Source organism: Methylobacterium brachiatum, from assembly GCF_900113845.1.
Lineage (GTDB): Bacteria > Pseudomonadota > Alphaproteobacteria > Rhizobiales > Beijerinckiaceae > Methylobacterium > Methylobacterium brachiatum.
Window position 1 is genome coordinate 205,000 of sequence record NZ_FOQW01000010.1, and the last position, 23,954, is coordinate 228,953.

The 23,954-nt window shown below is 71.5% G+C and carries 24 protein-coding genes; 13 read left to right on the forward strand and 11 right to left on the reverse strand.

Going from position 1 to position 23,954, the window contains the following annotated elements; genetic code table 11:
- Positions 1-41: 41 nt before the first annotated feature.
- Positions 42-332 carry a hypothetical protein gene (locus BMZ47_RS15160; protein ID WP_007566343.1) on the reverse strand — a complete coding sequence of 97 codons (291 nt, stop codon included), beginning with the start codon at positions 330-332 and terminating at the stop codon, positions 42-44.
- Positions 333-491: 159 nt separating this feature from the next.
- Here BMZ47_RS15160 and BMZ47_RS15165 point away from each other — a divergent pair, with 159 nt between their 5' ends.
- The gene (locus BMZ47_RS15165) at positions 492-1,964 is read left to right on the forward strand and encodes an MFS transporter (RefSeq protein ID WP_007566341.1); all 1,473 of its coding nucleotides are present in this window, start codon (positions 492-494) and stop codon (positions 1,962-1,964) included.
- Positions 1,965-2,013: 49 nt separating this feature from the next.
- Here BMZ47_RS15165 and BMZ47_RS15170 read toward each other — a convergent pair whose 3' ends face one another.
- Both BMZ47_RS15170 and otsB read right to left on the reverse strand, forming a co-directional pair.
- Complete coding sequence (locus BMZ47_RS15170) at positions 2,014-3,021, reverse strand: glucokinase (RefSeq protein WP_091863249.1); 1,008 nt, start codon at positions 3,019-3,021, stop codon at positions 2,014-2,016.
- A gap of 132 nt (positions 3,022-3,153) precedes the next feature.
- Entirely contained in the window at positions 3,154-3,897 is a 744-nt protein-coding gene (otsB, locus tag BMZ47_RS15175; RefSeq protein WP_091863250.1) for a trehalose-phosphatase, read from the reverse strand.
- A 119-nt stretch (positions 3,898-4,016) separates the two neighbouring features.
- Here otsB and BMZ47_RS15180 point away from each other — a divergent pair, with 119 nt between their 5' ends.
- Positions 4,017-4,526 (forward strand): DUF427 domain-containing protein, encoded by a 510-nt coding sequence (locus BMZ47_RS15180; RefSeq protein ID WP_091863251.1) that lies wholly within the window; start codon positions 4,017-4,019, stop codon positions 4,524-4,526.
- 58 nt (positions 4,527-4,584) lie between these two features.
- Complete coding sequence (locus BMZ47_RS15185; protein WP_091863252.1) at positions 4,585-5,808, forward strand: serine hydrolase domain-containing protein; 1,224 nt, start codon at positions 4,585-4,587, stop codon at positions 5,806-5,808.
- 16 nt (positions 5,809-5,824) lie between these two features.
- Here BMZ47_RS15185 and BMZ47_RS15190 read toward each other — a convergent pair whose 3' ends face one another.
- From BMZ47_RS15190 to BMZ47_RS15210, 5 genes are all read right to left on the reverse strand, one after another.
- Positions 5,825-6,439, reverse strand: coding sequence for a DUF2147 domain-containing protein (locus BMZ47_RS15190; RefSeq protein ID WP_007566328.1), 615 nt, complete (start codon positions 6,437-6,439; stop codon positions 5,825-5,827).
- A gap of 211 nt (positions 6,440-6,650) precedes the next feature.
- Positions 6,651-7,181: a GNAT family N-acetyltransferase gene (locus BMZ47_RS15195; protein ID WP_091863253.1), complete on the reverse strand. Its 531-nt coding sequence runs from the start codon at positions 7,179-7,181 to the stop codon at positions 6,651-6,653.
- Positions 7,182-7,335: 154 nt separating this feature from the next.
- The gene (locus BMZ47_RS15200; protein ID WP_007566324.1) at positions 7,336-7,545 is read right to left on the reverse strand and encodes a hypothetical protein; all 210 of its coding nucleotides are present in this window, start codon (positions 7,543-7,545) and stop codon (positions 7,336-7,338) included.
- 284 nt (positions 7,546-7,829) lie between these two features.
- Entirely contained in the window at positions 7,830-8,030 is a 201-nt protein-coding gene (locus BMZ47_RS15205; RefSeq protein ID WP_007566321.1) for a hypothetical protein, read from the reverse strand.
- A gap of 152 nt (positions 8,031-8,182) precedes the next feature.
- Positions 8,183-9,286 (reverse strand): helix-turn-helix transcriptional regulator, encoded by a 1,104-nt coding sequence (locus tag BMZ47_RS15210; protein WP_091863254.1) that lies wholly within the window; start codon positions 9,284-9,286, stop codon positions 8,183-8,185.
- 554 nt (positions 9,287-9,840) lie between these two features.
- Between BMZ47_RS15210 and BMZ47_RS15215 the strand changes: the two genes are divergently transcribed.
- The 5 genes from BMZ47_RS15215 to BMZ47_RS15235 are packed head-to-tail and all read left to right on the forward strand — an operon-like array spanning position 9,841 to position 15,659.
- Positions 9,841-11,013, forward strand: a complete 1,173-nt coding sequence (locus BMZ47_RS15215; protein ID WP_091863255.1) for a polysaccharide biosynthesis/export family protein — start codon at positions 9,841-9,843, stop codon at positions 11,011-11,013.
- The gene (locus tag BMZ47_RS15220) at positions 11,010-12,584 is read left to right on the forward strand and encodes a Wzz/FepE/Etk N-terminal domain-containing protein (RefSeq protein ID WP_091863256.1); all 1,575 of its coding nucleotides are present in this window, start codon (positions 11,010-11,012) and stop codon (positions 12,582-12,584) included. The genes BMZ47_RS15215 and BMZ47_RS15220 overlap by 4 nt, the downstream gene beginning before the upstream one ends.
- Positions 12,581-13,219, forward strand: coding sequence for a CpsD/CapB family tyrosine-protein kinase (locus BMZ47_RS15225; protein ID WP_091863257.1), 639 nt, complete (start codon positions 12,581-12,583; stop codon positions 13,217-13,219). Before BMZ47_RS15220 ends, BMZ47_RS15225 begins: the two co-directional genes overlap by 4 nt.
- Complete coding sequence (locus tag BMZ47_RS15230; RefSeq protein WP_091863258.1) at positions 13,216-14,730, forward strand: O-antigen ligase family protein; 1,515 nt, start codon at positions 13,216-13,218, stop codon at positions 14,728-14,730. Before BMZ47_RS15225 ends, BMZ47_RS15230 begins: the two co-directional genes overlap by 4 nt.
- On the forward strand, positions 14,727-15,659 hold the full coding sequence (locus BMZ47_RS15235) for a glycosyltransferase family 2 protein (protein ID WP_091863259.1): 933 nt from the start codon (positions 14,727-14,729) through the stop codon (positions 15,657-15,659). Before BMZ47_RS15230 ends, BMZ47_RS15235 begins: the two co-directional genes overlap by 4 nt.
- A 13-nt stretch (positions 15,660-15,672) precedes the next feature.
- On the opposite strand, the gene BMZ47_RS15240 is transcribed toward BMZ47_RS15235, so the two are convergent.
- On the reverse strand, positions 15,673-16,410 hold the full coding sequence (locus tag BMZ47_RS15240; protein ID WP_091863260.1) for a class I SAM-dependent methyltransferase: 738 nt from the start codon (positions 16,408-16,410) through the stop codon (positions 15,673-15,675).
- 24 nt (positions 16,411-16,434) lie between these two features.
- On the opposite strand from BMZ47_RS15240, the gene BMZ47_RS15245 reads away from it, so the two are divergent.
- On the forward strand, positions 16,435-17,628 hold the full coding sequence (locus BMZ47_RS15245) for a DUF1972 domain-containing protein (protein WP_244536824.1): 1,194 nt from the start codon (positions 16,435-16,437) through the stop codon (positions 17,626-17,628).
- Between the two features lie 22 nt (positions 17,629-17,650).
- Here the strand turns inward: BMZ47_RS15245 and BMZ47_RS15250 are convergent, their stop codons facing one another.
- Both BMZ47_RS15250 and BMZ47_RS15255 read right to left on the reverse strand, forming a co-directional pair.
- Positions 17,651-18,223 carry a serine O-acetyltransferase gene (locus tag BMZ47_RS15250; protein WP_230366689.1) on the reverse strand — a complete coding sequence of 191 codons (573 nt, stop codon included), beginning with the start codon at positions 18,221-18,223 and terminating at the stop codon, positions 17,651-17,653.
- A gap of 50 nt (positions 18,224-18,273) precedes the next feature.
- Entirely contained in the window at positions 18,274-18,885 is a 612-nt protein-coding gene (locus BMZ47_RS15255; protein ID WP_007566300.1) for a serine acetyltransferase, read from the reverse strand.
- Between the two features lie 140 nt (positions 18,886-19,025).
- Between BMZ47_RS15255 and BMZ47_RS15260 the strand changes: the two genes are divergently transcribed.
- From BMZ47_RS15260 to BMZ47_RS15275, 4 genes are read left to right on the forward strand one after another with little or no spacing between them, the layout of a single operon-like run.
- A complete protein-coding gene (locus tag BMZ47_RS15260; protein WP_244536825.1) occupies positions 19,026-20,507 on the forward strand; it encodes a lipopolysaccharide biosynthesis protein in 1,482 nt (493 codons plus the stop codon).
- Positions 20,504-21,445 carry a glycosyltransferase family 2 protein gene (locus tag BMZ47_RS15265; protein WP_091863263.1) on the forward strand — a complete coding sequence of 314 codons (942 nt, stop codon included), beginning with the start codon at positions 20,504-20,506 and terminating at the stop codon, positions 21,443-21,445. Before BMZ47_RS15260 ends, BMZ47_RS15265 begins: the two co-directional genes overlap by 4 nt.
- A gap of 11 nt (positions 21,446-21,456) precedes the next feature.
- The gene (locus tag BMZ47_RS15270; protein ID WP_091863264.1) at positions 21,457-22,824 is read left to right on the forward strand and encodes a right-handed parallel beta-helix repeat-containing protein; all 1,368 of its coding nucleotides are present in this window, start codon (positions 21,457-21,459) and stop codon (positions 22,822-22,824) included.
- Position 22,825: 1 nt separating this feature from the next.
- The gene (locus tag BMZ47_RS15275) at positions 22,826-23,953 is read left to right on the forward strand and encodes a glycosyltransferase family 4 protein (RefSeq protein WP_091863265.1); all 1,128 of its coding nucleotides are present in this window, start codon (positions 22,826-22,828) and stop codon (positions 23,951-23,953) included.
- Position 23,954 lies beyond the last annotated feature (1 nt).

Consider the following 23,954-nt stretch of genomic DNA (forward strand, 5'->3'; position numbering starts at 1 on the left):
GCGATGCAGGCGCTGTGCCGGCTCGCGACGGTTTCGCCAAGTCAGCGCGCCTCGACGAGGGCCGGGTAGACGAGGCGGACGTTGCGCCGATCCTCGGGAATCGCGGTCGCGGCGCGCCGGCGCAGGCTGCCGGTGGTGGCTGGCACCGCCACCTCGGTGGGTCGCAGGCGCCAGCGCTCGGCGCTCGCCATCGGGACCGGCGGCTTCGGGCGCTCGAGATGCCGGTCCGCGCCCTCGGTGGGTACGGTGGCGAGCCCGGCCAGGGTGATGACCGCGAGGAGGCCGTAGCGATACCGGCGCGACGGTCGGGAGCGCAGTGAGGGGGAGGACATGGCAGAGAACCCGCGTGGACACGCTCGTTCTGCCTGCCGGGGATGAAGACGGGATCGAACCGAATCGATTCCCAACCCGTTCCCAACACCTGTCTGGTCTTGCGGTAAACGCCGGGTCTTGAGGCACGGTAAACGAACGAATCGGGAGGATGCGCGGGCATGGCGAGCAAGGTTGAGGGGAGCGCCGGGACACCCGAGCGCGCGGAGATCGGCCGCGTCATCGACACCGACATCTCCGCGCGGCTGGACCGGCTGCCATGGGGCCGCTTCCACGTGCTCGTCATCGTGGCTTTGGGCATCACCTGGGTGCTCGACGGGCTGGAGGTGACGCTCGCCGGCTCGCTGGTCGGCGCCCTGCGCAAGGCGCCGATGTCGTTCTCGGAATTCGATGTCGGGCTGGCAGCCTCCTGCTACCTCGTCGGTGCGGTGACCGGCGCTCTCGGCTTCGGCTGGCTGACCGACCGGATCGGCCGCAAGAAGCTGTTCTTCATCACGCTCGCCCTCTACCTGATCGCCACCGCGGCCACGGGCCTGTCCTGGAACGTCGCGAGCTTCTGCTTCTTCCGCTTCCTCACCGGCGCCGGCATCGGCGGCGAGTACACGGCGATCAACTCGACCATCCAGGAGCTGGTCCCGGCCCGGGTCCGCGGCTGGACCAACCTGGTCATCAACGGCTCGTTCTGGATCGGTGCGGCGCTCGGCTCGTTCATGTCGATCGTGCTGCTGAAGCCCGAGGTGATCGATCCGGCCTGGGGCTGGCGCGTCGCCTTCTTCACCGGCGGCGCCATCGGCCTGGTGATCCTTTTGCTACGCACCTGGATCCCCGAGAGCCCCCGCTGGCTCGCCACCCACGGCTACGCCGCGGAGGCCGACCGGGTCGTGACCGGCATCGAGAAGCGCTTCACCGATGCGGGGGTCACGCTGCCGCCGATCGACGAGACCAAGCGCATGAAGGTCCGCACCCGCGACCACACCCCCCTCTCGGAGGTGTTCCACGCCCTGTTCGTCACGAACCGGCTGGCCACGATGGTCGGCCTCGCCCTGATGGTGGCGCAGGCCTTCTTCTACAACGCCCTGTTCTTCACCTACGCGCTGGTTTTGGAGCGGTTCTACGACGTGCCGGGCAACAGCGTCGGCTGGTACCTGCTGCCCTTCGCGCTCGGCTCGTTCCTCGGCCCGCTGCTCCTCGGGCGGCTGTTCGACACGATCGGCCGGCGCCAGATGATCGCCTTCACCTACGGCATCTCGGCGGTGCTGCTGGTCGCCGTGGGCCTCCTGTTCCGCCTCGACGTGATCGGGCCGGTGGGGCAGACCGCGGCCTGGATGGTGGTGTTCTTCTTCGCGTCCGCCGCGGCGAGCTCGGCCTACCTTACCGTCTCCGAGACCTTCCCGCTGGAGATCCGCGCGCTCGCCATCGCGGCGTTCTACGCGGTCGGCACCGGCATCGGCGGCGTCTCCGGCCCGCTGCTGTTCGGCAGCCTGGTCGAGACCGGCTCCCGGGACTGGGTCCTGTTCGGCTACGGGATCGGCGCCGCGCTGATGCTGATCGCCGCGGTGGTCGGCGGGATCTGGGGCACGGCCGCGGAGGGCAAGTCCCTGGAGGACGTGTCGAAGCCGCTGGCGGCGGCGTGAGGATCAAAGCCCGTCACGGCGGCCGTTGGGCCGCCTTGACGGTATCTGGTCAGCTCTCCTTCCGCCAAACCTGCCCGTGGTAGACGAAGCGCCGCCCCTCGTTGGCGAGGGCGGCGAGGCCTTTGAAGGCCGGGTCGTGGACCGTGATGACGCTGGTCGGGATCTGGCGCATCATCTCCTCGAAGGGCGCCTTGCGCTCGAACGCCTCGCGAAACCCGCTCTCCTCCAGCACCTTGACGATGCGGGGCGCGATGCCGCCGCCGATATAGACGCCGCTGGTGGCCAGGAATGTCAGGGCGAGGTCGCCGCAGACGCGGCCGAGCAGGCGCCCGAACAGCTCCAAGGCCTCCGCGGCGTGCGGATCGGAGGCCTTGAGCCCGGCCTCGGTCACCGCCGCCGGATCGATCTTCTCGTGCGGCTGGCCGGTGCGGACATGCGCCACCGCCGCGTGCAGCCGCGCCAGGCCCGGCCCGGACAGCACCGCCTCGACGGTGATCCGCCCCTCGACCCGCTCCAGCGCGTGCCAGACCTTCTCCTCGAAATCGGTCGTCGGGCCGAAATCGGTGTGGCCGGCCTCGGTCGAGACGATGGCGAGGTGGGCCGCGTACGGCACCAGGGCCGCCGCCCCGAAACCGGTGCCGGGCCCCAGTACGACCCGGGCGCCCCCCGGAATCGTCGGGCTGGGCCCGACCGGCGTGAGGTCGTGGGGCTCGATATCGGCAGCCCCGGCCGCGACCGGCACGTAATCGTTCACCACCACCGCCGAGGAGAGACCGAAATCCTTCGCGATGCGCTCGCCGCCGATCCGCCAGTCCGCGTTGGTCAGCTGCGGTTCGGGGCCGTCGACCCGCCCGCCCATCGCCAGGATGGTCGAGCGCGGGGGCGGCAGGGCATCCCCGCCCTTGGCCAAAGCCGCCCTGATGGCGTGGGACGGATCGGGATGCTCGGCCGTCGCCTCGTGCGAGAGAAGCCGAGGCTCCGCGCCCTTCTCGGTGATCAGACCGAAGCGGGCGTTCGTGCCACCGATGTCACCGATCAGAACCGGAAACTCGAACATCGACGAAAGGCCTTTTCCTGAGCGGGCTTCTGTGTGTGCAGCATCGTATTCCGAACACCGGCAGCCACCGTTCGGGATGATGCCCCAGGCAGGTCGCGTGCCGACCGGCGTTCCACGAAGGATAGGGCGGGCTCAGGCCGGCGGCAGGGCCTCGGGGTCGATCCTTCCGCCCTCGGCCCACATTCGCACCAGGGCGCGGACGGCGGCCGGATCGGGCAGGCGCCGGCTCGCCACGGTGTCGCCGTCGCCGACCCGGACGGCGATGCCGCCATCCTCGTTCACCGACGCGAACGCGATCTCGTCCGTCCGGTCGTCGCCGAAGAAGACCGGCCGGCGCCCGGCATAGGGGGGCTGTTCCAGGAAGGCGCGGATCGCGTGGGCCTTGGTCGCCTGCGCCGGCACGATCTCGCCCACCGCCTTGCCGAGCTGGAGCCGATAGGCGCTCCCGAGGGCCTCGGCCGCGTCCTTGACCAGCGCCTCGGCCCGAGCGGCGTCCTCGGCGTTCGCGAGGCGCCAATGCACCGCCACCGAGGCGCCCTTGTCCTCGATGAGCACGTTGGCCAGCGGCCGGCTCTCGGCATGCAGGCGCTCGACCTGACGGCGCAGCGCGGGATGATCCTCCGCGCCGCCGCCCGACAAAGCCCCGCCGACCCGGCGCTCGACGCCGTGCAGCCCGGCCGCGTCGAGGCGTGCAGGCGCCAGGAACCCGTCGATCACCGAGACCGGCCGGCCGGTGACGATAGCCAGCGCCCCACCGAGCCGGTCGCGCAGCCGCTCGAGGTCTGCGACCAAACCGGGCTCGACCTGCACCGCGTCCGGCCGCGGGGCGATCTCCGCGAGGGTGCCGTCGAAGTCGAGGAAGAGGGCTATGTCCATCGCGGTCTTTCCCGGGCCGTGACTCTGGGGGGCCGGGCTACCACGCGACGATCGTTCGCGGAACGGCGCCCGGCATCAACCTAGCGTTCATTGTGGATACGATATACGCCGGCTTCATAATGGCCCGTCCGCTCGCACGCCCCGTCCCCGAACCGATCCAGCCCGGCCAAGAGAGTGTCTGGGACTATCCGCGGCCGCCCAGGCTGGAGCGCGTCGCCGAAACGCTGCGGGTGATCCTCGGCGGCGCGGTGATCGCGGAATCGAAAGCCGGCTACCGGGTTCTGGAGACGGCCCATCCCCCGACCTACTACCTGCCGCCGGGCGACGTGAGCGCCGGCGTCCTCTCGGGACCGCGCCGGGGCGGCATCTGCGAATGGAAGGGACAGGCCGTGCTGTTCGATGTGCATGGCGGCGACCGGCTGGCGCCCAGCGCCGCCTGGTCCTACCCGGAGCCGACGCAGGGTTTCGACGCCATCGCGGGCTATGTCGCGTTCTACGCGCTGCCGATGGATGCCTGCTTCGTCGGCGACGCGCGGGTCACGCCCCAGCCCGGCACCTTCTACGGCGGCTGGATCACGCCCGGGATTGTCGGCCCGTTCAAGGGCGGCCCCGGCACGATGGGCTGGTAACGCCGCGCCTGCGCACTCTATCGTCCCGGATCGAGCCTTGCCGGCCGAAGGAGACGCTATGAGCGCGCTGACCGAGATCGACCCGACGGGCGCGGGGCTCAACCCGGACGCGCTCGCGCGGATCGCGCCCTGGATGGACCGACTTGTGGCGGAGGGCCGGCTTGCCGGCCTGTCGGTCACGGTGGCGCGCAGGGGCCGTGTGGCCTTCGCCCGCGCCTGCGGGCAGGCCGACCTCGCCCAGGGCACCCCGTTCACCCTGGATACGGTGACCCGGATCTACTCCATGACCAAGCCGCTCACCTCGGTGGCGGTCATGCAGCTCTACGAGCAGGGCCGGTTCCAGCTCGACGATCCGATCGCGCGGGTGCTGCCGGACTTCGCCGAGATGCGGGTGGCCGTGGGCGGCAACCGGTCGAAGATCGAGACCGAGCCGGCGCGCCGGGGCATCACCGTGCGCGACCTCCTCACCCACACGGCCGGCCTGACCTACGGCTTCATGGAGGCGACCCTCGTCGACGCGCAGTATCGCGAGCACGGGATCGACTTCCTGGCCCGCGAGGGCAGCCTCGCCGAGATGACCCGCCGGGTCGCGGCGCTGCCCCTGCTCGCGCAACCCGGCAGCGCCTGGAATTACAGCGTGGCCACCGACGTGCTCGGCCAGTACGTGGCGGCGCTCACCGGCCGTCCCTTCGACCAGTACCTGCGCGAGGCGGTCATCGCGCCCCTCGGCATGGTCGACACCGACTTCCAGGTCCGGCCGGAGCTCATGCCGCGCTTCTGCGCGACCTACACGTATGACCGGGCGCGGCAGCTCAAACTGTTCGACGATTCCGTGGAAACCAGCTTCGCGCGGCCTCCGGCCATCGCCTCCGGCGGCGGCGGCCTCGTCTCGACGGCGGCCGACTACCAGCGTTTCTGCCGGATGATCCTCAACGGCGGCACGCTCGACGGCAACCGGCTGCTCGGCCGCAAGACCGTCGCGCTGATGCTGGCGAACCACCTGACGGGGGATCTCGCTTCCATGGGCACGCCGCGCTTCGCCGAGACCTCCTACACCGGGATCGGCTTCGGCCTCGGTTTCTCGGTGATGCTCGACCCGGCCCGGGCCCAGATCCTCGGCACGCCCGGCGAGGTCGCCTGGGGCGGCCTGGCCTCGACGGCCTTCTGGGTCGATCCGGCCGAGGATCTCTCGGTCGTGCTCATGACGCAGCTCGTGCCGTCCTCGGCGCTGCCGATCCGGCGCGAGCTGCGCGTCCTGACCTACGCGGCCCTCGACGATTGAGGGCCGCCGTCCCGGCTCATTGCGCGGCGGGGGCATCCGCGGCGGCCGGCTTCGGCGCCGCCTTGGCGCCCGCCTTGGCGGTGGGCTTGGGCGACCCGGTGGCGAATTCCGGGTCGCTGCGCGGGCCGTTCGGGCCGTTGGTCGGGCCGGCGAGCTGGCCGGGGGCGAGGTCGACGACCTTGTTCCAGGTCTGCGACTTGCACAGGAAGGCGATCAGGCAGCCCCGCACGGTCAGCTCGTTGGGGGCATCCGTCCAGATCGTGACGTCGTAGGACTTGCCGTCCTCGGAATTGTAGATCTTGCCCTCGTAATGGGCGTCGGCATTCGGCTTCAGGCCCATGATCAGCTGGTGGCCGAGCGAGGGGCGCGCCTGCTTCTTCGGATCGGGATTCTTGAAGTCGACCCGCGGCTCGCCCTTGTCGTTGAGCGGGACCTTCAGCCAGACCACGTAGCCGCACAGCCGGTCGTTGGCCGGCCCGCACTTCTCGAGGCGGACGCGGGCGCGGCCGTCCTCGGTCAGGTAGGTGCCGCTGGGGTCGGCCGGGGCCGCCGCATGCGCCGGAGCCGACAGCGCGGCCAGCGCCAAGGCCGCGAGCGGCGCGAACCGCCGACCGATCGAAGACATCGTCATACCCGAACTCCCCTGCCTCGCGAGCCCTGGAGGCCAGGACCGCCCGCCGTGCGGAAGGCCCCCTCGCTCGCGTCATCGCGCTCTCGCCGGGTCGACAACCCGGCGGCTTGCGCGTCCTGCCCGCCGTCTCTCGCGCGAAGTTGTCCGCATCATGACGGCGCAGCCTAGGGCTGAGAGGTATTGGATAGTCTTCGTTGCGGCGCCTGGCGGTTCAGACGCGCGTCGGCTTCGTGCTCCGGCCGGGTCCGAGCGCGCGCTGCATCAGGGTGACGTCGAGCCAGCGTTCGTGCTTGTAGCCCACGCCGACCAGGGTGCCGACCGGCGTGAAGCCGAGGCCGGCATGCAACGCGACGGAGGCCGCCGTATCGCTCTGCGCGATGACCGCGATCATCGCCCGGGCGCCGATCCGCTCGGCTTCGGCGATCAAGGCCGTGAGCAAGGCCCGCCCGACGCCCGCGCCCCGGGCCGCGCGCGCCACGTAGATCGAATCCTCGACGGTCGATCGGTAGGCCGCGCGCTGGTGATAGGGTCCGGCATAGGCGTAGCCGGCAACGGTACCGTTCCCGACGGCCACGAGATACGGGAAGCCGCCCTCCCGCAGGAGCGCGAAGCGGCGGGCCATCTCCGCGACGCCCGGCGGCTCCAGCTCGAAGCTCACCGTACTGGTGCGGACGGCCTCGTCGTAGATGGCTGCGATGGCCGGGATGTCGGCCTCGGTGGCGGGACGAATCGTGTGGGTCACGGCGCAAGCATACGTGCGCCGGCCCGAACGGCAATGCGCGCGACCACCCCGTGGGGCCGGGTGATCGCGCGCATTTCGAGATGGATCGATCGCCGGGCCGGACGGCGCGGGGATGGACGCTCGGCCGTCCCGCAATCGACGTGGCCTGCTCCGATTACTCGGCGGCGGTCATCTCGGCGGTGAAGTGGCCGCACCAATCCTGGGACGCGACCACCGGCCACAGACCCTTCGACTGCGGGGCCGGCTGGCTGACCGGCGGGTTGAAGCGGCAGAGACCCTCGTCGCCCTGCGCCTGGGCGCCGTTGAGCTTGTGATCGTCGAAGAAGCGGCAGCTCTCGCAGGCGGCGTTCGCGGTACCGGTCATCGTATCTCTCCGTCGTCGTGAAGGCTTCGGAGGCGACCGAAAAGGCTGGCCGCCTGCTCACAGTTGTTAATTAGAACAACTCCAATGAAGGGTCAAGGGTTCGGCCCGATGCGGCCCCGCCCCCGCTCCCTGATCGGCCTCGGTCGGTCTCGGTGAGCGAAACACCGGCTTTTAAAATGCGTGAAGCCGGGCCCCGATCGGGGACCCGGCTTCACGAGGCCGTGCGTCGTCTCGGATGACCGCCCCCGCCGGATGCGGCGCGAGCGGTGGATCGGACGGCGCGATCAGCCCTGCTTGTCCTTCTTGTTGGCCCGGTGATGACCCACGGCGCAGCCGGCGGCGGCGCCCATCTTGCCGTGCCCGGCCATGTGACCGGCAACACCGCCGACCACCGCCCCCTTGAGACAGCCCTTCGCCTCGGCGGGCGCGCCGACGACGAGAGCGCCGATGGTCAGCGCGGAGGCCAGTGCGATCCGATAGGTCATCGTGTTCACTCCATTCGTGTCCCTGCAAACGGCTGCACGACCCGACACGTTCCCCCGGCGCTCCGCCGCCGTACCGCAGGGTGCGGCGATGCCTGGATCGCGCCGGGCCGTGGGATCCCGCCGGCATCCGCATCCCGATCGATCGCGTGACTCTAGCGGGCGAGCCCGGTGACCAGCCGGATCAGATCCGATTGCCGGGTCGCGCCGGTCTTGGCGAAGATCGCCTTCAGCTGCGACCGCGCGGTGGCGGCGGTGATCGCGAAGCGGCTCGCCGCCTCGGCCAGGGTGAGGCCGCCGGACAGGGTCTGAGCGAGGCGCGCTTCCGCGGGGGTCAGGCGATACGCGGTCTGAAGGATGGTGGCCGCGGGGACCGGCGCGCTCCCTGGAACGCTGGCGATCAGCAAGGTGCTTGCGCCCGCGAACAGGCCGCGGGTCGGGCCGACGAGCGGCACGACATGGATTGCGATCGGCGCGGCGTCGCGGCGCGCCACCACGATCGCGGAAATCGGCGCCCGGCCGGATGGTCGCGACAGCGCCTCGAGCTGCCGGGCGGCCTCACCCTCCTCGACGGCGAGGCGGCCGCCCGCGAGCTTCAGGTCGGGACCGAACAGGGCCCCGAACGCGGCGTTCCAGCGCAGGGCGCGGCCCTCGGAATCGAGGATCATGGCGGCGCGCGCGATCACGTCGAAGGCCTCGGCCAGTCCGGCGAGCCGCGCCTGTTCGATCATCGCGGTGAGAAGGCCCGCGCGCCGCAGCAGCGGCGACAGGGTGGCGAGGCGCGCCTGCTCGTGCGGTTCGTACAGACCCTGCGCCACCGTCCTCTGGAGCGCCAGGCACCAGAGCCGCCCCTTCACCTCGAAGCCGACCCCGGCGAACCAGCGCAGGCCGCTGGAGGCGAGTAGGTCCTGATAGAACGGCAGCCGCGCGATCTCGTCGGGTGTGGTGAAATCCTGGTCGACCGCGATGCCCCGGGCGCGCATCATCGGCAGGCCGCGGAACCGATGATCCTCCCGGTGCCAGCCTTCCTCGAAATAGCGCTTCGACGACTCGGCGAGCGACGCCGTGGTGAGCGCATTCAGCGCCGTCCGATCGGTCCGCAGAAGCAGCGCGCCTTCGCTTCCGGAGGCCAGCGAGACCCGCTCGATCAGGTCCGGCCAGCGCGCCGGATCGACCACCGCCTCCTCCAGATCCTCCTGAAAGCCCGCCTCCAGGTCGTCGTGGAGGCGGGCGAACAGCGCGGGATTCAGGCCGGGCATGGCGCTCGACTCCGGGCCGGCGGATACCGGCGATCAGGACCGCATCGCCCCGGCCTCATCAGCATATCGGCGGCGATTCGCTCGATACCCCAGCTAATCAAACCATCAATCGCAAGCAAGCACTTGAAGAGCTAGCGCTGTAGATTGCGAAACCCGCGCGATCGACAGTTCACCGCAAAATCCGCGGCTGCGTCGAATGTTGATTTCGGCGCAGCGGCATTCCGCGCGCGAGCCGCCCGTCAGCGAGATCCGCGACGCTTTGGCGGAGCGGTTTCTGGAGGCGCGGCGGGGGCGCAACCGCAATCGCTATTCTGGGGGTTGTGCGGGCATCGCCGAAGCGACGTCGCGGCGCCCGATGCGGTCCCTCCGGCTGCGGCAGCCGCGCTCTGCGACTCCGCATTTTGCCACAGGGCCGCCTTCACAACTTCTGATAGAGTTCTGGCGGGCCGGGTTCAAGCGTCGTTAACCAAACCCGTCGATTGTATCGCTCTGCGCGGTTCGATCACGGGTTGTCATCGGACGGGCGCAGTCGAGCATGGTGCGGCTGAAGGTCGATGGCGTTTTTCCTGTCTGCGTTCCTTGCCGCGGCGACCCGGCGCGTCTCCCGGGCATCCAGCATCGCGGATCATCCGCGAGGTCGCACCGCCGCGCTGGCGGTCCTGACCTGCGCCCCGTTGCTGACCGGCTGCATGTCCGGCAAGTCGCCGTCATCCGCGCGGTCCGGCCCGGACGTGACGCAGACCGGCTCGATCCCCGACGGTCTCCCGCCCGCCGTGGTGGCGGCCGCCCAGGAGGAGGTCGGGCGCACCATGCGCCTGGGCCTGGCCAATTACCGGCTCAATGTCGGCGACAACCTCGAAGTGTCGTTCCTGATCGACTCGAGCGTGGTCCAGCCGACCTATCGGCTCAACCCGAGCGACGAATTCGACGTCGATTTCCGCACCCACCCGGAATACAACCGTACGGTGCTGGTGCGCCCGGACGGCCGGATCTCGCTGCCGGGCAAGAACGGCATCAAGGTCGCCGGGCTGTCGCCCGAGGCCGCGGCCGCGCTGATCAAGAGCACCTACGACGACGTGCTGATCGACCCGGTCGTCACGATCATGCTGCGCAAGTTCCGCACCGTGACCGATGATTTCCGCGAGCTCACCCAGCGGGCCGATATGGGCCGCGTGAAGGTGCTGGCGATCGAGCCGGACGGCAAGATCAACCTGCCGATGGTGCCCCCCGTCCAGGCCGCCGGCAAGACCGTAGCTGAGCTCGCCGGCAACCTCACGGCGGCCTACCACCGCCAGCTCGCCACGGTGAGCACGAGCGTGCGGCTCGCGAGCCTGGTGCCGGCCAACACCATGGTGTTCGGCGAGGTCCGGGCCCCGGGTCCCGTCACCCTCCAGGGCGCCCGCACCCTGGCGCAGGTCCTGGGCTCGGCCGGCGGCATCCTGCCGACCGCCGCGGGCGACGCGGTGCGGATCATCCGGTTCGACGCCGAAGCCGCGGGCAGCGTCCGCATCGTCGATATCGGCCAGCCGGGGCTCGCCGACACGATCATCGTGCCGCCGAACGCCACGGTCTACGTGCCGCCCTCGCTGCTGGCCAAGACCGCCCGCGCCGTCGACCTCGTGGTCCGCCAGATCCTGCTCTTCAACGGCACCGGCTTCGGGGTGAACTACATCACCGGCCCGTCCGCCAACACCTCCACCAGCGCCACCGTGAGGTCCGGGACGTGACGAAGTCCGACCTGTCCCGCTTCGACCGGACCGCGCCCGACGCCGTCGCGGATAGCGCCTTCGATCTCCGCGACGCCCTGGCGGCCCTGTTCCGGCACATCCGGCCGGCGCTGCTGATCCTGGCGGCCGCGATCCTCGGTGCCGGCATCTACCTGCTGCTGACGCCGGCCGAATACACGGCCGACGCCAAGCTGATCATCCGTCTCGGCCGCGAGAAGGCCGCCGCCCCGGTCCAGGGCGGCGCCAACCAGAACTACATGTTCTCCGAGCGCGCGCAGAACGTGAACAACGAGGTCGAGATCCTGCGCGACCCGAGCATCGTGCGCGGCGAGTTCGCGGCCCTGAAGGCGATCACCCCGGTCGGCGATCTCGGGCCGCCCCCCGAGGAGTGGATGGATTGGCTGATCTACCAGGGCCGCGTCGCCATGCGCGGGGCCAAGGCGGTCAAGACCTGGGTGGTCGACACGGTCCGCATCCCCTTCGAGGCGCTCGGCCTGCTGCGCCATCTCAGCCCGGACGAGAAGCTGTTCGAGGCCTATCTCGCCTCGTTCAAGGTGGTGTTCGTCAAGGAGACGGACGTGATCCTGACCGGCTTCACCTGGACCGACCCGACCTTCGCGGCCCAGGCGCTGAACCGGCTCCTCGACGCCTACAAGCGCCGCCACGTCGAGGTGTACGCCGACGAGACCCCGGCGGCCTTCTACCAGAGCAAGCTGGAGCGGGCGCAGGCCGACCTCGCCACCATCGACACGCAGCTGGCGAAATCCCTGAAGGGCAACAACACCGCGAGCTTCGAGATCGAGCAGCAGAACGATCTCGGCACCCTCTCGGACCTCGCCCGCCAGAAGTCGGCGGCCCAGATCGAGCGCGAGGGCGTCGAGTCCCGGCTCAAGCGCACCCGCGAGACCGGCCCCGACCGCTGGCAGCCGACGCCCCCCGACGCCGACCCGACGGTGGCGGCCTTCGACACGCGCTGGGCCGATCTCCGGACCAAGCGGGCCGAGCTCGCCGTTCGGTTCCGGCCGACCGCGCCGGAATTCGTGAGCCTCGACCGGGATCTCACCGCCCTGACCCGGCAGAAGTACCAGGCGCTGATCGCCGCCGACACGGCCCGCCTCGCGGTGCTGGCGGAGAAGATCCAGACCATCACGGGGATCGAGGCCAGCCGCCGCAAGGCCGCCATCGGCCAGAGCGACGCGGCCCTGGCCTATGGCCGGCTCGTGCAACAGAAGGGCCTGCTCACCGACGAGATCACCGACACCCAGAAGCGGATCGACGCCCTGCGCACCGGCACCGGGCTCGACGCGCAGGCCGTGACCTCCTCCGCGCTGGTGGCGCGCGCCGTGCCCCCGCGGCTGCCCTCCGGCCCGAACCGCCCGCTGATCCTCGGCCTGGCGGCCGGGCTCGGGCTGCTCGCCGCCCTGGCCTACGTGGCGCTCGCGGAGATCCTCGCCCAGACCTATCGCAGCCCGTCCGAGGTCGCGCGCTCGCTGCGCGTGCCGGTCCTGGCGGCGGTTCCGCTGCGCACGAGCGCCGAGCGGCGGCCGCGTTTCGGTGGAGCCGTCGCATGATCGCCGCCCATGCCCCGATGATCGACCCGGCCGTGCTCGAGCCGGCACTCGTCCAGCTCAGCCGCCACGAGACCCGGCTCCGCCGGGTCGGGATCACCGCGGTCCAGCCCGGCGAGGGGGTGAGCACGCTCGCCCGCGAGCTTGCCGGCGCCTATGCCCGGCGCGGCCGCACCGCCGCGCTGATCGAGGCGAACTGGTCGCGGCCGTCCCTCGCGGACGCCTTCGGCCTCGTCGGCCGGCCGGGCTTTGCCGACATCATCGCGGGCGATGTCGCGCCGAGCCTGGGGGTCCACCCGGTGGCCGATGGCCTCAGCGTCGTGCCGGCCGGCAACCCGGCGGCGATCCGGCGGGCGACCCTGGAGGACGGCCGGGTCGAGGATTTCCTGGCACTGGTCGACGAGCGCTTCGACCTCGCGATCCTGGATTGTGAGCCGATCACCGAGATCGGCGACGCCGCGGCGCTCTCGCCCTTCGTGGACGGGTTCGTCGTGGTGATCGGCGCCGAGCGCACCCGGCGCGCCGTGGCGCAGCGGGCGCTGGCCGACCTCAAGGCCGCCGGCGGCGCACCGCTCGGCATCGTCCTCAACGGCACCCGGCGGCCGATCCCGAAATGGCTGTACCGGTGGCTCGGATGAGCGGCGCCCCGCTTCGCGCGCTCCGTGCCCTGCCGGTCGCCGGGCTCGGCCTCGCCGCGGCGGCGGGTGCGGTGGCGCTGAGCGCGGCGCCGCTGAAATTCGCGGTCGTCGGTCTGGCGGCGGCCTTCGGCGGGGTCGGCGCCCTGATCGCCGGACAGCGGTACCGCCTGACGCCCCTGCTGCTCGTCGCCCTGGCGGTCGGCCTGACGGTGAAGCTCGATGTCAGCTTCTTCCAGCATTTCGAGGCGGTCGGCCAATACCTGCCGAGCATCGGCGGCGGGGCCGGGCTGACGGTCAGCGTCGCCCTCCTGGTGGCGCTGACGCTGATCCTATCCAAGCTGACCGGCATCGGCGAGCGCGTCCCCGGCCTGCGCCTCGACCGGCCGCTCGTGCTGACCCAGCTCGGATTCCTGATCGCCGGCCTGCTCTCCCTCAGCAATGCCACCGACACCGCCTATCTGTGGTTCGATGCCTGGCGATTCCTCGGCCTCCTCCTGGTCTCGGTCGCGGTCTCGAACCTGTCGGGCACCGATATCCGCACCCTGGCCCTGGCGATCTGCGCCCTGTGCCTGGTGCAGACCGCGGTGGCGGGGCTGCAATACGTCTCCGGCTCCGAACTCGGCCTCTCGGTGCTCGGCGAGGAGCAGATCGTCGAGGAGAACATCAACTTCACCGCGCAGCGCCGGGCCGGCGGGCTGAAGGTCCACCCGAACATCCTCGGCTACTATTACGAGTTCGTCTGGCCGCTCGCCCTGGCCCTCGCCCTGTCGCGGGGCCCAAAGCTCCTGCGCCTCGTCGGGGCGGCCGGAGCGGGCTCGGCCGTCGTCGGCGTGGTGCTGACCCTGTCGCGCGCCTCCTGGCTGACCTACCCGCTCTCGGCCGCCCTGGTGATCCTGCTGGTCTACCGGGACCGGCTGTTCTCCCGGGCGAGCCTGATCGTGTTCGCGCTGCTCGTCGTGGTGGCCGGGATCGGCGCGATCTATGCCGGGCCGCTGGTCTGGGAGCGCCTGACCGCGGACGATGGCGGCTCGGCGGCCCAGCGCGGGCCGCTCAACGCGGCTGCCCTGGCGCTGTTCGCGCAATTCCCGATCTTCGGCGTCGGGCTGAACAATTTCGGCAATCAATTCGCGGTGCTCGACCAGACCGGCCTGTCCCGCCTCACCGGCCTGTTCGACCGCTCGAACCACGTGGTGCACAACCTGCACATCCTGATCCTCACCGAGGTCGGGATCGTCGGCTACGCGGCCTTCGCCCTGGTCTTCCTGGTCGGCATCGTCCGGGGTTTCCGGGCGGCCTGGCGCGCGCCGGTGGGGGATCCCCTCGCCGCCATCGCGGCCGCGTGCGCGATCGGGTTGATCGCCCATCTCCTGCACGGGCTCGTCGACCCGGGCTTCCGCCTGAATCTCGGCATCGCCGAGCTCCTCTACACCGGCCTCGGCCTGATCGCGGGCGTGCGGGCGGCGCAGAGACGGGCTGCGGCCGAACGGTATCGGGAAGGATACGGACCATGAGCGGCATCCGCCTCAGCGTCCTGATCGTCACCTACAACGCCGGCGCCGATATCGAGACCTGCCTGCAGCTCCTCGCGGCCAGCCGAATCGACCGTCCCTACGAGGTGATCCTGGTCGACAACGCGTCGTCCGACGGGACGCCGGAGCGGGTCGCCCGCGGCTTCCCCTGGGTGCGGCTGATCGCGGAGCGGACCAACCACGGCTTCGCGGGCGGCAACGCCGTGGCCCTGGCGGCGGCACAAGGCGACACGATCCTGCTGCTCAACCCCGACGCGTTCCTGCGCGACCCGGAGGCGCTGGCTACAGCGCTGGCCCATCTCGACGCGCATCCGGATGTCGGCGCGGTCGGGCCCCGGCTGACCTTCCCGGACGGCCGGCACCAGGTCGGCGATGCCGGCTACGAGCCGCGCCCGCTCTCGACCCTGGTCCATGCCGCGGGGCTGTCCGGGCGCTTCGGCCTGCGCGGCCTCTACCTGGCGAGCCGACAGGCCAGAGGTCGCGCCGCCCTCGACGTGGACTGGGTCTGCGGCGCCTTCGTGCTGATGCGCCGGGCGGCGATCGAGACGATCGGCGGCTTGGAGAGCCCGATGTTCCTCTACGGCGAGGATGTCGACTGGGGCTGCCGGCTGCGCGATGCCGGCTGGCGGGTCGCCTACCTGCCGGGGATCGCGGTCGTCCATCTCCAAGGCGGATCGGCGGGCACGCGCTCGGCCCGGTGGCTCGACGGGCTGGCCGGAATCTACCGCCTGCGCAATGCTGGCCGGCTCCTGTCCTCGCCGGCCTTCTTCTCGGGCCCGCTGCAACTCGGCTTCACCCTGCGGGCACTGGCCTACGGGCTCGCCGGCCGGCTGAAACGGCAGCCGGAACTGGCCCGGAAGGCCGAAGACATGCGCAGGTTCTCCGCCCACCTGCGCAGTCTTCGAAGCTGACTTCACACCGGCATCAAGCCTTCTTGCGGATGAAGACCATGTGATAGCCCTTCAACGGACCCGGCGTCAGCCGGAACAGCAGCTCCCAGAACTTGCCCAGGACGATGTTCTCGCCATGATAGAACGGCTGCCCGTCAAAACTGTAGGTGAAGTGCTCGAACCGATCAGTTGGGAAAAGCCGCTTCCGCGCCGCCTCCGTGTTCATCGTGTAGAGCGGCACGAACGAGTCGATCTCGACCCGCCGCGGCTCGACCCAGCGCAGGACCTGCGCGTGCAGCCGCTTCGGGATGAGCCGCGCGCCGACCCCGACATAGCCCCAGCGATTGGGCGTCCAGGCGCAGAGCCAGCCCCCCGGGGCGAGGACCCGGCCGAGCTCGGACGCGGTGACCTCGGGATGCTCGATATGTTCGAGGACCGAGAACGCCGAGATCAGGTCGAAGCTCGCGTCCGGGAATGGAAGGATCCCGTCGTGACCGATCAGCCGAACCTCGTCGGCCGACTTGTTCTCGAGGACCGCCTCGTCCACGTCGCAGGCCATGACGTGGGCGCAGCGCCCGCGGAAGTCGCCGAGGTGCCGGCGCAGTGGAACCGGGTCATCGCTCCACTTGCCGCGCCCGGCCCCGAACTCCATCACCCGCATATCCGGCCGGAGCAGCGCGTTGACGCGGACGATGTACTCCATCCGGTGGTCCTGCCGGGAATAACCCCCGGCGCCCATCTCCCGGAACAGGCGCTGTTCGACGGTGACCATTCTTCAGGCTCCTCTGACGGCGCGGTGCGCGCGGTGGTTGTGAAGGGGGGCGAGCCGGACGGGCGTCCGGCCGTGGCGATCCTCGGCACCCGCGGCGTGCCGGCCGCGCATGGGGGATTCGAGACGCTGGCCGAACGCCTGGCGCTGGAGCTCGTCGAGCGGGGCTGGCGGGTCGAGGTCTATTGCCAGGTCGGCAAACCGACCCCGCCGAGCGTCTGGCGCGGCATCGCGCTGATCCCGGTGGCGGTCCGCGGCGACGGCGCCTTCGCGACCATCGTGTTCGACCTGAAATGCACGCTGAAGGCGGCGTTCCGGCCGGCCCTGCCGCTGGTCCTCGGCTACAACACCGCCGCGTTCTCGATCCTGTACCGGCTCACGGGCAAGCGCAGCGTGATGAACATGGACGGGATCGAGTGGAAGCGCGACCGGTGGTCGAAGCCCGCCAAGGCGTGGTTCTGGCTGAACGAGCGCCTCGGCAGCCTGTTCTCCACGCATCTGGTCGCCGACCATCCGGAGATCGCCCGGCACCTCGCCCGCAACACCTCGGCGAAGCGGATCACCACCATCGCGTACGGCGCCGACCCGGTGCTGGAGGCATCGACCGCCCCGCTGGCCGACCTGAAGGTGCGCCCGCGCGATTACGGGCTGCTGATCGCCCGGGTGGTGCCCGAGAACCTCGTGCTCCAGATCGTGCGCGCCTGGAGCGAGATCCGCCCCGGCCTGCCTCTGGTCGTGCTCGGCAAGCTGATCGAGTCCGATCCCTACCACCGGGTCGTGAAGGCCGCGGGCGGCCCCGACGTGATCTTCGCCGGCGCGATCTACGAAGCCGAGCGGGTGGCGGCCCTGCGGCTGCATGCCCGCTTCCACATCCACGGCCACACCGTCGGCGGGACGAACCCGTCGCTGGTCGAGGCGCTCGGCGCCGGCTCCCCGATCCTCGCCCACGACAATCCGTTCAACCGCTGGGTGGCGGGCGACGGCGCGGTCTATTTCGGCGACGAGACCGAGCTGCGCCGGGGCATCCTGAACCTCGTGCGCGCCGCGCCGAGCCGGCTCGACGCCCTGTCGGCAGCCTCCCGGGAGCGGCACGCCGACGCCTTCGGCTGGCGCGGCATCTTCGATGCCTACGAGGACGTGCTCCGGCGCCAGCTCCCGTCCCGGCGGGCCGCCCGCCGGGGCCGGGAGGCGCTGCGCCGGCACGAGCACGGGCCGGCCTGAGCGCCGGACCGGCTGTTCCGGGCTAGGCTGCATCGGCGCCCTCCGGCCCCGCCTGGAGGCTGCGGATCTGCCGCTGGGCCAGCATCGTCACGGTGCCGGCCGGCACGTCCCGCAGGGTGCAGACGCCGATCCCGATCGTCGCCCCGGCGCCGACCGTGACCGCGCCCTGAATGGCGGCGTGGGCGCCGACCACCACCCCGTCGCCGAGGCGCGGCGCGTCCGCCGGAAACGGCTGCCCGGGGAACACCCAGTCCCGCGGACCCACGAGGGTCCCGGGTAGCAGGATCAGGTCGGTCCCCGCGCTGGCGCAGAACACCACCCGGGCCGGATGCGGCACGAACAGGCCGGGACCGATCGACGAGCCCGGATGCAGGCTCGCGCCGGTCAGCCGCAGCGACAGGTCGGAGACCAGGGCAGCCGAGCGCCGCCAGCCGCGGCCGTAGAGCAGATGGGCGGTGCGGTGGCAGATCGCGACCTGCATCGCCGGCAGGGTGAGGTGCATCAGGCGGCGCAGCCGCGAGGTCGGCTTGCCGCCGGTTGTCTGGCGCAGGACGCGGGCGAAATCCGCCGCCAGGAGGCGACGCAGCTCCGCCAACCCGGTCGCAGCGGGAGGGCCGCCCGCCTCTGTGGTCGAAGCGGCGCCGGTCACGCGGCGGCCCCGCGACCCGGCAGGGGACGCCAGGGCTGCGGCATCACCGTCTCGCCGATCTGGACATCCTTGAGGATGATGGTGCGCGGGCCGATCCGAGCCCGGTCGGCGACAAGCACCGCGCCGAGCACGATCGCGCCGGCCTCCAGCACCACGCCGTCCCCCAGCACCGGCAGGCCCGGACCGCCGCCGATATCCTGATCGGGCTCCTTCAGCAGGCCGCCGATCGAGGCCTGGAGCCCGAAGGCCACATCGTGCCCCACGGCCCCGGCGATGACGGCACCGTGGGGATAGGGCAGGAACAACCCCCCGGCGATGCGGCTCGAGGGCGGGATGTCGGCGCCGGTCCACCAGCCGTTGACCAGCCACAGCAGCCAGGCCGCCATCCGCCAGCCGCGTTCGTGGCTGTAGCGCGACAGCCGGTAGAGCCAGACCGCGTGATAGCCCCGGCGCAGGGTCGCCGAGCCGTGACCCCGGCGATGCCAGTGCGCGCGGTCCGCCGCCAGGGCGGCGCGGATCTGCGCCCAGCTCGGCCGTCGCTCCCCAGCGGATCCCGATGCGCCCGCGAGGTGGATCCCTCGGGCTGCAGTCTCGGCGCGCTCGGACATACGCAGTCCTCCGGTTTCCTCAGACGCTCTATCTCTGCAACCATAAATTGAAGATGCGGTTGCAAGCCATACGCAGCCTGCCACGATGCAATCGTAGGTCGCGGATTTCAGCAGGGCTTCACCGAGAGATGTACCGGTTGGTGAATCGATTGCGTGGACGGGGTCGCACCGGCGGCCTGCGCTACGGCGCCAATCTGCTCGGGCAGGCCGCCGGGCGCGGCGTCTATCTGGCCGCGGGCTTCGCCGCCTTCGTGATGGTCGGCCATGCTGTCGGCCCGGAGGCGCTCGGCCGCTACGGGCTCGCCCTGGCGGTGCTGGCGGTGGCGCTCATCGCCGCCGATTTCGGCACGACGCTGACCTTCGGCGCGCGCCTCGGGGCCGGGGCGCCGGAGATGCGCGCGGTCGAGTTCGGCCGCATGATCTCGGCGCGCCTGCTCCTCGGTGTCACCACCGGGGCGCTGCTGCTCGGCGCCCTGCCGCTCCTGCCCGCTGAGATCCGGCCGGCCCTGGGGCTCGCGGCCGTGCTGATGCCGCTGGCGGCCGCGCGCTTTCTCGATTCCCTGTTCCAGGTTTGCGGCCGGCCCGGCTGGTCGGTCTGGCCGTCCCTGGCCAACGCAGCAACCCTGGTCGGTGGCACGGCACTCGCGCTTTGGTTGCAATGGCCAGAGGCAGCGCTGAGCGTCGTCGCGGTGACCTCCGGCATCGTCTACGGCGCGGTCGGCCTCGTCCTGGCGGCCCGGCTCGTACCCGTGCGCCCCGCCTCCGTGGCGCATGGCTGGGCGACCATTCGGGCCGCGGCGGGCGTCGGCGTCTCGAACGCGCTCGGCTCGCTCAACGGCCGCATCAGCCTGATCATGCTGGCGGCCCTGGCCGGCGCGGCCGAGCTCGGTCAGTTCACCGCCGGCTTCCGGTTCTTCGAGCTCGGCGCCGCGGTGGCGATCACCCTGTGCGCCCCGCTCGTGCCGGTCTTCGGACGCGCGGTCGGGCCCCTCGAGGCAGGCCGGCCGCGAGCCGGCACCGACCGCCTCCGCGCCAGCGTGCGCCCGGCGCTGACTTTGATCCTCGCAACAGCGATCGCCGGGACCGTGGCGGCCTGCGCCGTCGCCGAGCCCCTGGTCCGCTTCGTCTTCGGACCGGATTTCGCCGCCGCGGCGCCGGTCCTGCGCATCGCGGCCGCCATGAGCGCCCTGCTGATCGCCGCCACGGTCCTGTTCGCCGGGCTCGTGCCGCTCGGCCGGACCGGCTTCGCGGTCCGCGGCAGCGCGGCGGCCTGCGCCACGAACCTGGCGGCCTGCGCGGTGCTGATCCCCCTCGATCCGTTGCTCGGCGCGGCCTGGGCCGCACTCCTCGCCGAGGTCGCGATGCTGGCGGTGGTCGCCCACGCCTTCTGGCGGGAGGCGGGACCGCCCCTGGCCCTGGCAGACGTACCGACCGTGCTGGGGCCCGGCCTCGTCACGGCCCTCGTCTGGGCCGCCGGCCCGGCGGCGCTCGTGCCGCTCACGGTGCCGGCCGCCGCGGGCCTCTCCGCCGCGGCGGCCGCGTGGCTGTGCCTGCGCCGGCGCGCCCCCGCCGATCCGCCCACCGATCCCCTTGCCCTGTCGATCCCGGAAGCTTCGTCATGAGCGACGTCCCCGTGCTCTCGGTCGTCATCCCGACCTACAACCGCGCCGATACGCTGCGCCTGTGCCTGCGGGCCTTCGATCGGCAGACGACCGACGTCCCGTTCGAGATCGTGGTCTGCGACGACGGCTCCACGGATGCGACCGGCACGGTGATCAGCCGGGCGGTGGCGGCGGGCCGCGTTCCGGTGGTGCATCTGCGCCAGGAGAACCAGGGGGCCAACGCCGCCCGCAACCATGCCATCGGGGTCGCGAGGGGCGAGCGGCTGCTGATCGTCAACGACGACACGATCCCGTCCCCCGGTCTCGTCGCGGCGCATCGCGCCGCCCATGCCAAGCGGGGCGGGCGCGAGACCGCGATCCTCGGGCGCATGACCATCGACCCGGCCCTGCCGTTCTCGCCGTTCTCGGCCCTGCACCACGACGCGTCCTACGACGCCCTCGCGGGGCGCGTGGAGGTCGGCTGGGACGCCTTCCTGACCTGCAACGTCAGCGTCGACCGCCGCCTGCTCGACGAGGCCGGCGGCTTCGACCCGCGGCTGACCTGGCACGAGGATATCGAGCTCGGCGAGCGTCTCGCCCGGCGCGGCATGCACCTGTTCTACGCTCCGGAAGCCTTGGCCTATCACCACCACCTCCTCGACGAGGCGGCCTATCTGCGCATCGCCGAGCGCGAGGGCGCGGCTTTGGTGCTGTGGTACCGCAAGCGTCCGGACCTGGTCGCCGACCTCACCCGGCTGGGCCTCGTCGGCCCGCCGCCGCTCGCCGCCTCGCCGCGCCATCGGGTCGCCGATCTGGCGATGCCGACCGCCCTCCTGCCCGGCTGGCAGATGGCGGCGCGGGCTCTGACCCGGATCAGCCCGGAGGCCGGCCGCACGATCTGGCGGCGGCTGTTCCAGCGCCAGAAGCGGCTCGCCATCGCTCGGGCGCTGGCGGCGTGAGGCGGCGGCGGATGCACGTTCGAAGCCTCGTCGCGGCTCTGCTGCTGCCGGCGCTCGCCGCCTGCGGCGCGGCCGATGCCCAGTCGCAGCAGAACATCCTGGTCGACCCGGCGGGGGGCACGATGGACGGCTACCGCACGGTGGCCCGGCTCGCCGATGTCCCGTTCGCGAGCCTCGCGCCCGGCTCCACCGTGCTGGTCCGCGGCGGCAGCTACGGCGACGTGGCGGTGATCGGCGCCCGCGGCAGCGCCGAGGCGCCGGTCACCGTGGCGGCGGTGGCCGGGACCACGCCCGTCCTGTCAAACTCGGTGGTGTTCGAGAATGCCGCCTACGTCACGGTGACCGGCCTGACCGTGCGAGGCGCGGTCAATTCCGGCTTCATCATCCGCCGCGGCTCGCACCACGTCACGGTTGCGGATTCGACCGTGTCGAAATCCGGCCTCGGCATCTGGATCGGCGACGGCGCGGGAGCCGGTCACCGCATCACCGGCAACACGCTGGCCGACAACAAGACCCACGGCGTCGCCGTCGACGTGATCAACGTGCCGCCGGAGGATCCGAGCTTCATCCTGGCCAATACCGTGACCGGCAACGGCATCCACGGGATGGAGATCAACGGCTCCGGCTACGTGGTCGAGGGCAACCGGGTCTCGGGCAACGGCGTCGGGATGTCGGGCACCTCGGGCATCCACGTCTACGCCAAGGACGCCGCCCAGGACGCGGGCGACCGCAACACCATCCGGTACAACATCGTCACCGGCCAGAAGGAAACCACCGGCCAGGACGGCAACGGCATCCAGATCGACCAATGGTGCGACGGCAACACCGTCGCGTTCAACGTGGCGACCGACAATGACGGCGCCGGCATCAACCTGTTCGATGCCGGCTCGAACCTGGTGATGAACAACACCGTCACCGGCAACATGCGCGATTCCGGCGGCAAGCACGTCTATCGCGGCGAGATCGTGCTGGCCTCCGACTATACCAAGCAGGTCGACCGCACCGCGGGCAACCGGGTGCTCAACAACATCGCCTTCGCGACCCGGCCCGGCATCGCGGCCATCGCGGTCGAGGCGACCACCGCCGACAACAACAACGCGATCGGGCCGAACTTCATCGGCAGCGGCGTCGGCGCCCCGCTCTATCGCTGGGCCGCCACCACGACCAGCGACGGCGCGACCCTGCCGCTGAACGGCCAGGGTCCCGACCTCGTCGGCACCCCCGCCTTCCGCGACCCGACGAAACCGCTCGCGAACGGCCTCGCGTTGACCACGCCCCCCGCCCGCGCCGGCATCCCGCTCGGTGCGACGCGCGACCTCGCCGGGCGCGCCTACGCGGCCGGCGAAGCCCCGACCTTCGGCGCCTACAGGAGCCCGTAACATGCTACGCATCGGCATCGACGCGCATGTGCTCACCGGCAAGCCCCAGGGCAGCCGCACCTGGCTCGTCAACATCATCGGCCGGGCCGCCGCCCGCCACCCGGACGCGACCTACCTGGTCTATTCCCACGACCCGGAGGCCTGCGCCCGCATCGTCTCGGGCGCCAATATCGAGCACAAGCGGCTGCCGCGGGTGCCGGCGAGCCTGCGCCTGCTCGCGATCTGGCCGTGGCTGGTTTTCCGCGACCGCCTCGACACCCTGCTGACTACCTACATCGCCCCGCCGCTGGTGCCGGGGAGCCGGCAGGTCGTGGTGGTCCACGACATCCTGTTCGAGACCCACCCGGAATTCTTCTCCTGGCGGATGCGCTGGCGCAACCGCGTGCTGACCCGCCTCTCGGCCAAGCGGGCCAAGCTGGTCCTGACCATCTCCGACTACAGCCGCGATTCCATCGCGAAGGTCTACGGCATCGAGCGCGAGCGGATCGCCGAGGTGCGCTGCGGCTCGACACCGCCCCGGGCTTCCGCCGAACGGAGTCCGCTCGCGGACGGGCGCCCCTACCTGCTGATGGTCGGCCGCCTGGAGCCGCGCAAGAATCTCGGCCTCGTGCTCGACGCCTTCGCGCGGCTGCCCGAGGGAGCGGCCCGGCTGATCGTCGTGGGCAAGGGCGACGGCGAGCGGCCCGAGACCCTCGACCGGCTGACCCGGACCCCGGACGCGGTGCACATCGCCGGCATCGACGATAACGGCCTGTCCGACCTCTACACCCGGGCCGCCGCCCTGGTCTTCCCGAGCCGCGGCGAGGGCTGGGGCATCCCGGTGCTCGACAGTCTCGCCCGGGGCACGCCGGTGATCGCGTCGAGCCTGACGGCGATCCCGGAGGCGGGGGGCAGCGCGGCGAGCTATTTCGACCCGGACGCCCCCGACCGGGTCGAGCGGCTGGCCGACTTGATGGGCGCCGCGATCGACGGCCGCCTGCCCTTCGACGCCGGCGCCGCCCGGGCGCACGCCGCCCGCCACGATTGGGACGGCCCGGCCGCGACCTTCGTCGACCTGATGCGCCGGCATTTCCAGGCCCGCAGGCCGGCGCGCGATCTCCACGCGCCGGTGCCGCATATGCGCGGCTGAC

Bases quoted from the DNA above. Each gene is read 5' to 3' on its own strand.
- BMZ47_RS15160 (WP_007566343.1), bottom strand. From the start codon at position 332: ATGTCCTCCCCCTCACTGCGCTCCCGACCGTCGCGCCGGTATCGCTAC.
- BMZ47_RS15165 (WP_007566341.1), top strand. From the start codon at position 492: ATGGCGAGCAAGGTTGAGGGGAGCGCCGGGACACCCGAGCGCGCGGAG.
- BMZ47_RS15170 (WP_091863249.1), bottom strand. From the start codon at position 3,021: ATGTTCGAGTTTCCGGTTCTGATCGGTGACATCGGTGGCACGAACGCC.
- otsB (WP_091863250.1), bottom strand. From the start codon at position 3,897: ATGGACATAGCCCTCTTCCTCGACTTCGACGGCACCCTCGCGGAGATC.
- BMZ47_RS15180 (WP_091863251.1), top strand. From the start codon at position 4,017: ATGGCCCGTCCGCTCGCACGCCCCGTCCCCGAACCGATCCAGCCCGGC.
- BMZ47_RS15185 (WP_091863252.1), top strand. From the start codon at position 4,585: ATGAGCGCGCTGACCGAGATCGACCCGACGGGCGCGGGGCTCAACCCG.
- BMZ47_RS15190 (WP_007566328.1), bottom strand. From the start codon at position 6,439: ATGACGATGTCTTCGATCGGTCGGCGGTTCGCGCCGCTCGCGGCCTTG.
- BMZ47_RS15200 (WP_007566324.1), bottom strand. From the start codon at position 7,545: ATGACCGGTACCGCGAACGCCGCCTGCGAGAGCTGCCGCTTCTTCGAC.
- BMZ47_RS15205 (WP_007566321.1), bottom strand. From the start codon at position 8,030: ATGACCTATCGGATCGCACTGGCCTCCGCGCTGACCATCGGCGCTCTC.
- BMZ47_RS15210 (WP_091863254.1), bottom strand. From the start codon at position 9,286: ATGCCCGGCCTGAATCCCGCGCTGTTCGCCCGCCTCCACGACGACCTG.
- BMZ47_RS15215 (WP_091863255.1), top strand. From the start codon at position 9,841: ATGGCGTTTTTCCTGTCTGCGTTCCTTGCCGCGGCGACCCGGCGCGTC.
- BMZ47_RS15225 (WP_091863257.1), top strand. From the start codon at position 12,581: ATGATCGCCGCCCATGCCCCGATGATCGACCCGGCCGTGCTCGAGCCG.
- BMZ47_RS15230 (WP_091863258.1), top strand. From the start codon at position 13,216: ATGAGCGGCGCCCCGCTTCGCGCGCTCCGTGCCCTGCCGGTCGCCGGG.
- BMZ47_RS15235 (WP_091863259.1), top strand. From the start codon at position 14,727: ATGAGCGGCATCCGCCTCAGCGTCCTGATCGTCACCTACAACGCCGGC.
- BMZ47_RS15240 (WP_091863260.1), bottom strand. From the start codon at position 16,410: ATGGTCACCGTCGAACAGCGCCTGTTCCGGGAGATGGGCGCCGGGGGT.
- BMZ47_RS15255 (WP_007566300.1), bottom strand. From the start codon at position 18,885: ATGTCCGAGCGCGCCGAGACTGCAGCCCGAGGGATCCACCTCGCGGGC.
- BMZ47_RS15265 (WP_091863263.1), top strand. From the start codon at position 20,504: ATGAGCGACGTCCCCGTGCTCTCGGTCGTCATCCCGACCTACAACCGC.
- BMZ47_RS15270 (WP_091863264.1), top strand. From the start codon at position 21,457: ATGCACGTTCGAAGCCTCGTCGCGGCTCTGCTGCTGCCGGCGCTCGCC.
- BMZ47_RS15275 (WP_091863265.1), top strand. From the start codon at position 22,826: ATGCTACGCATCGGCATCGACGCGCATGTGCTCACCGGCAAGCCCCAG.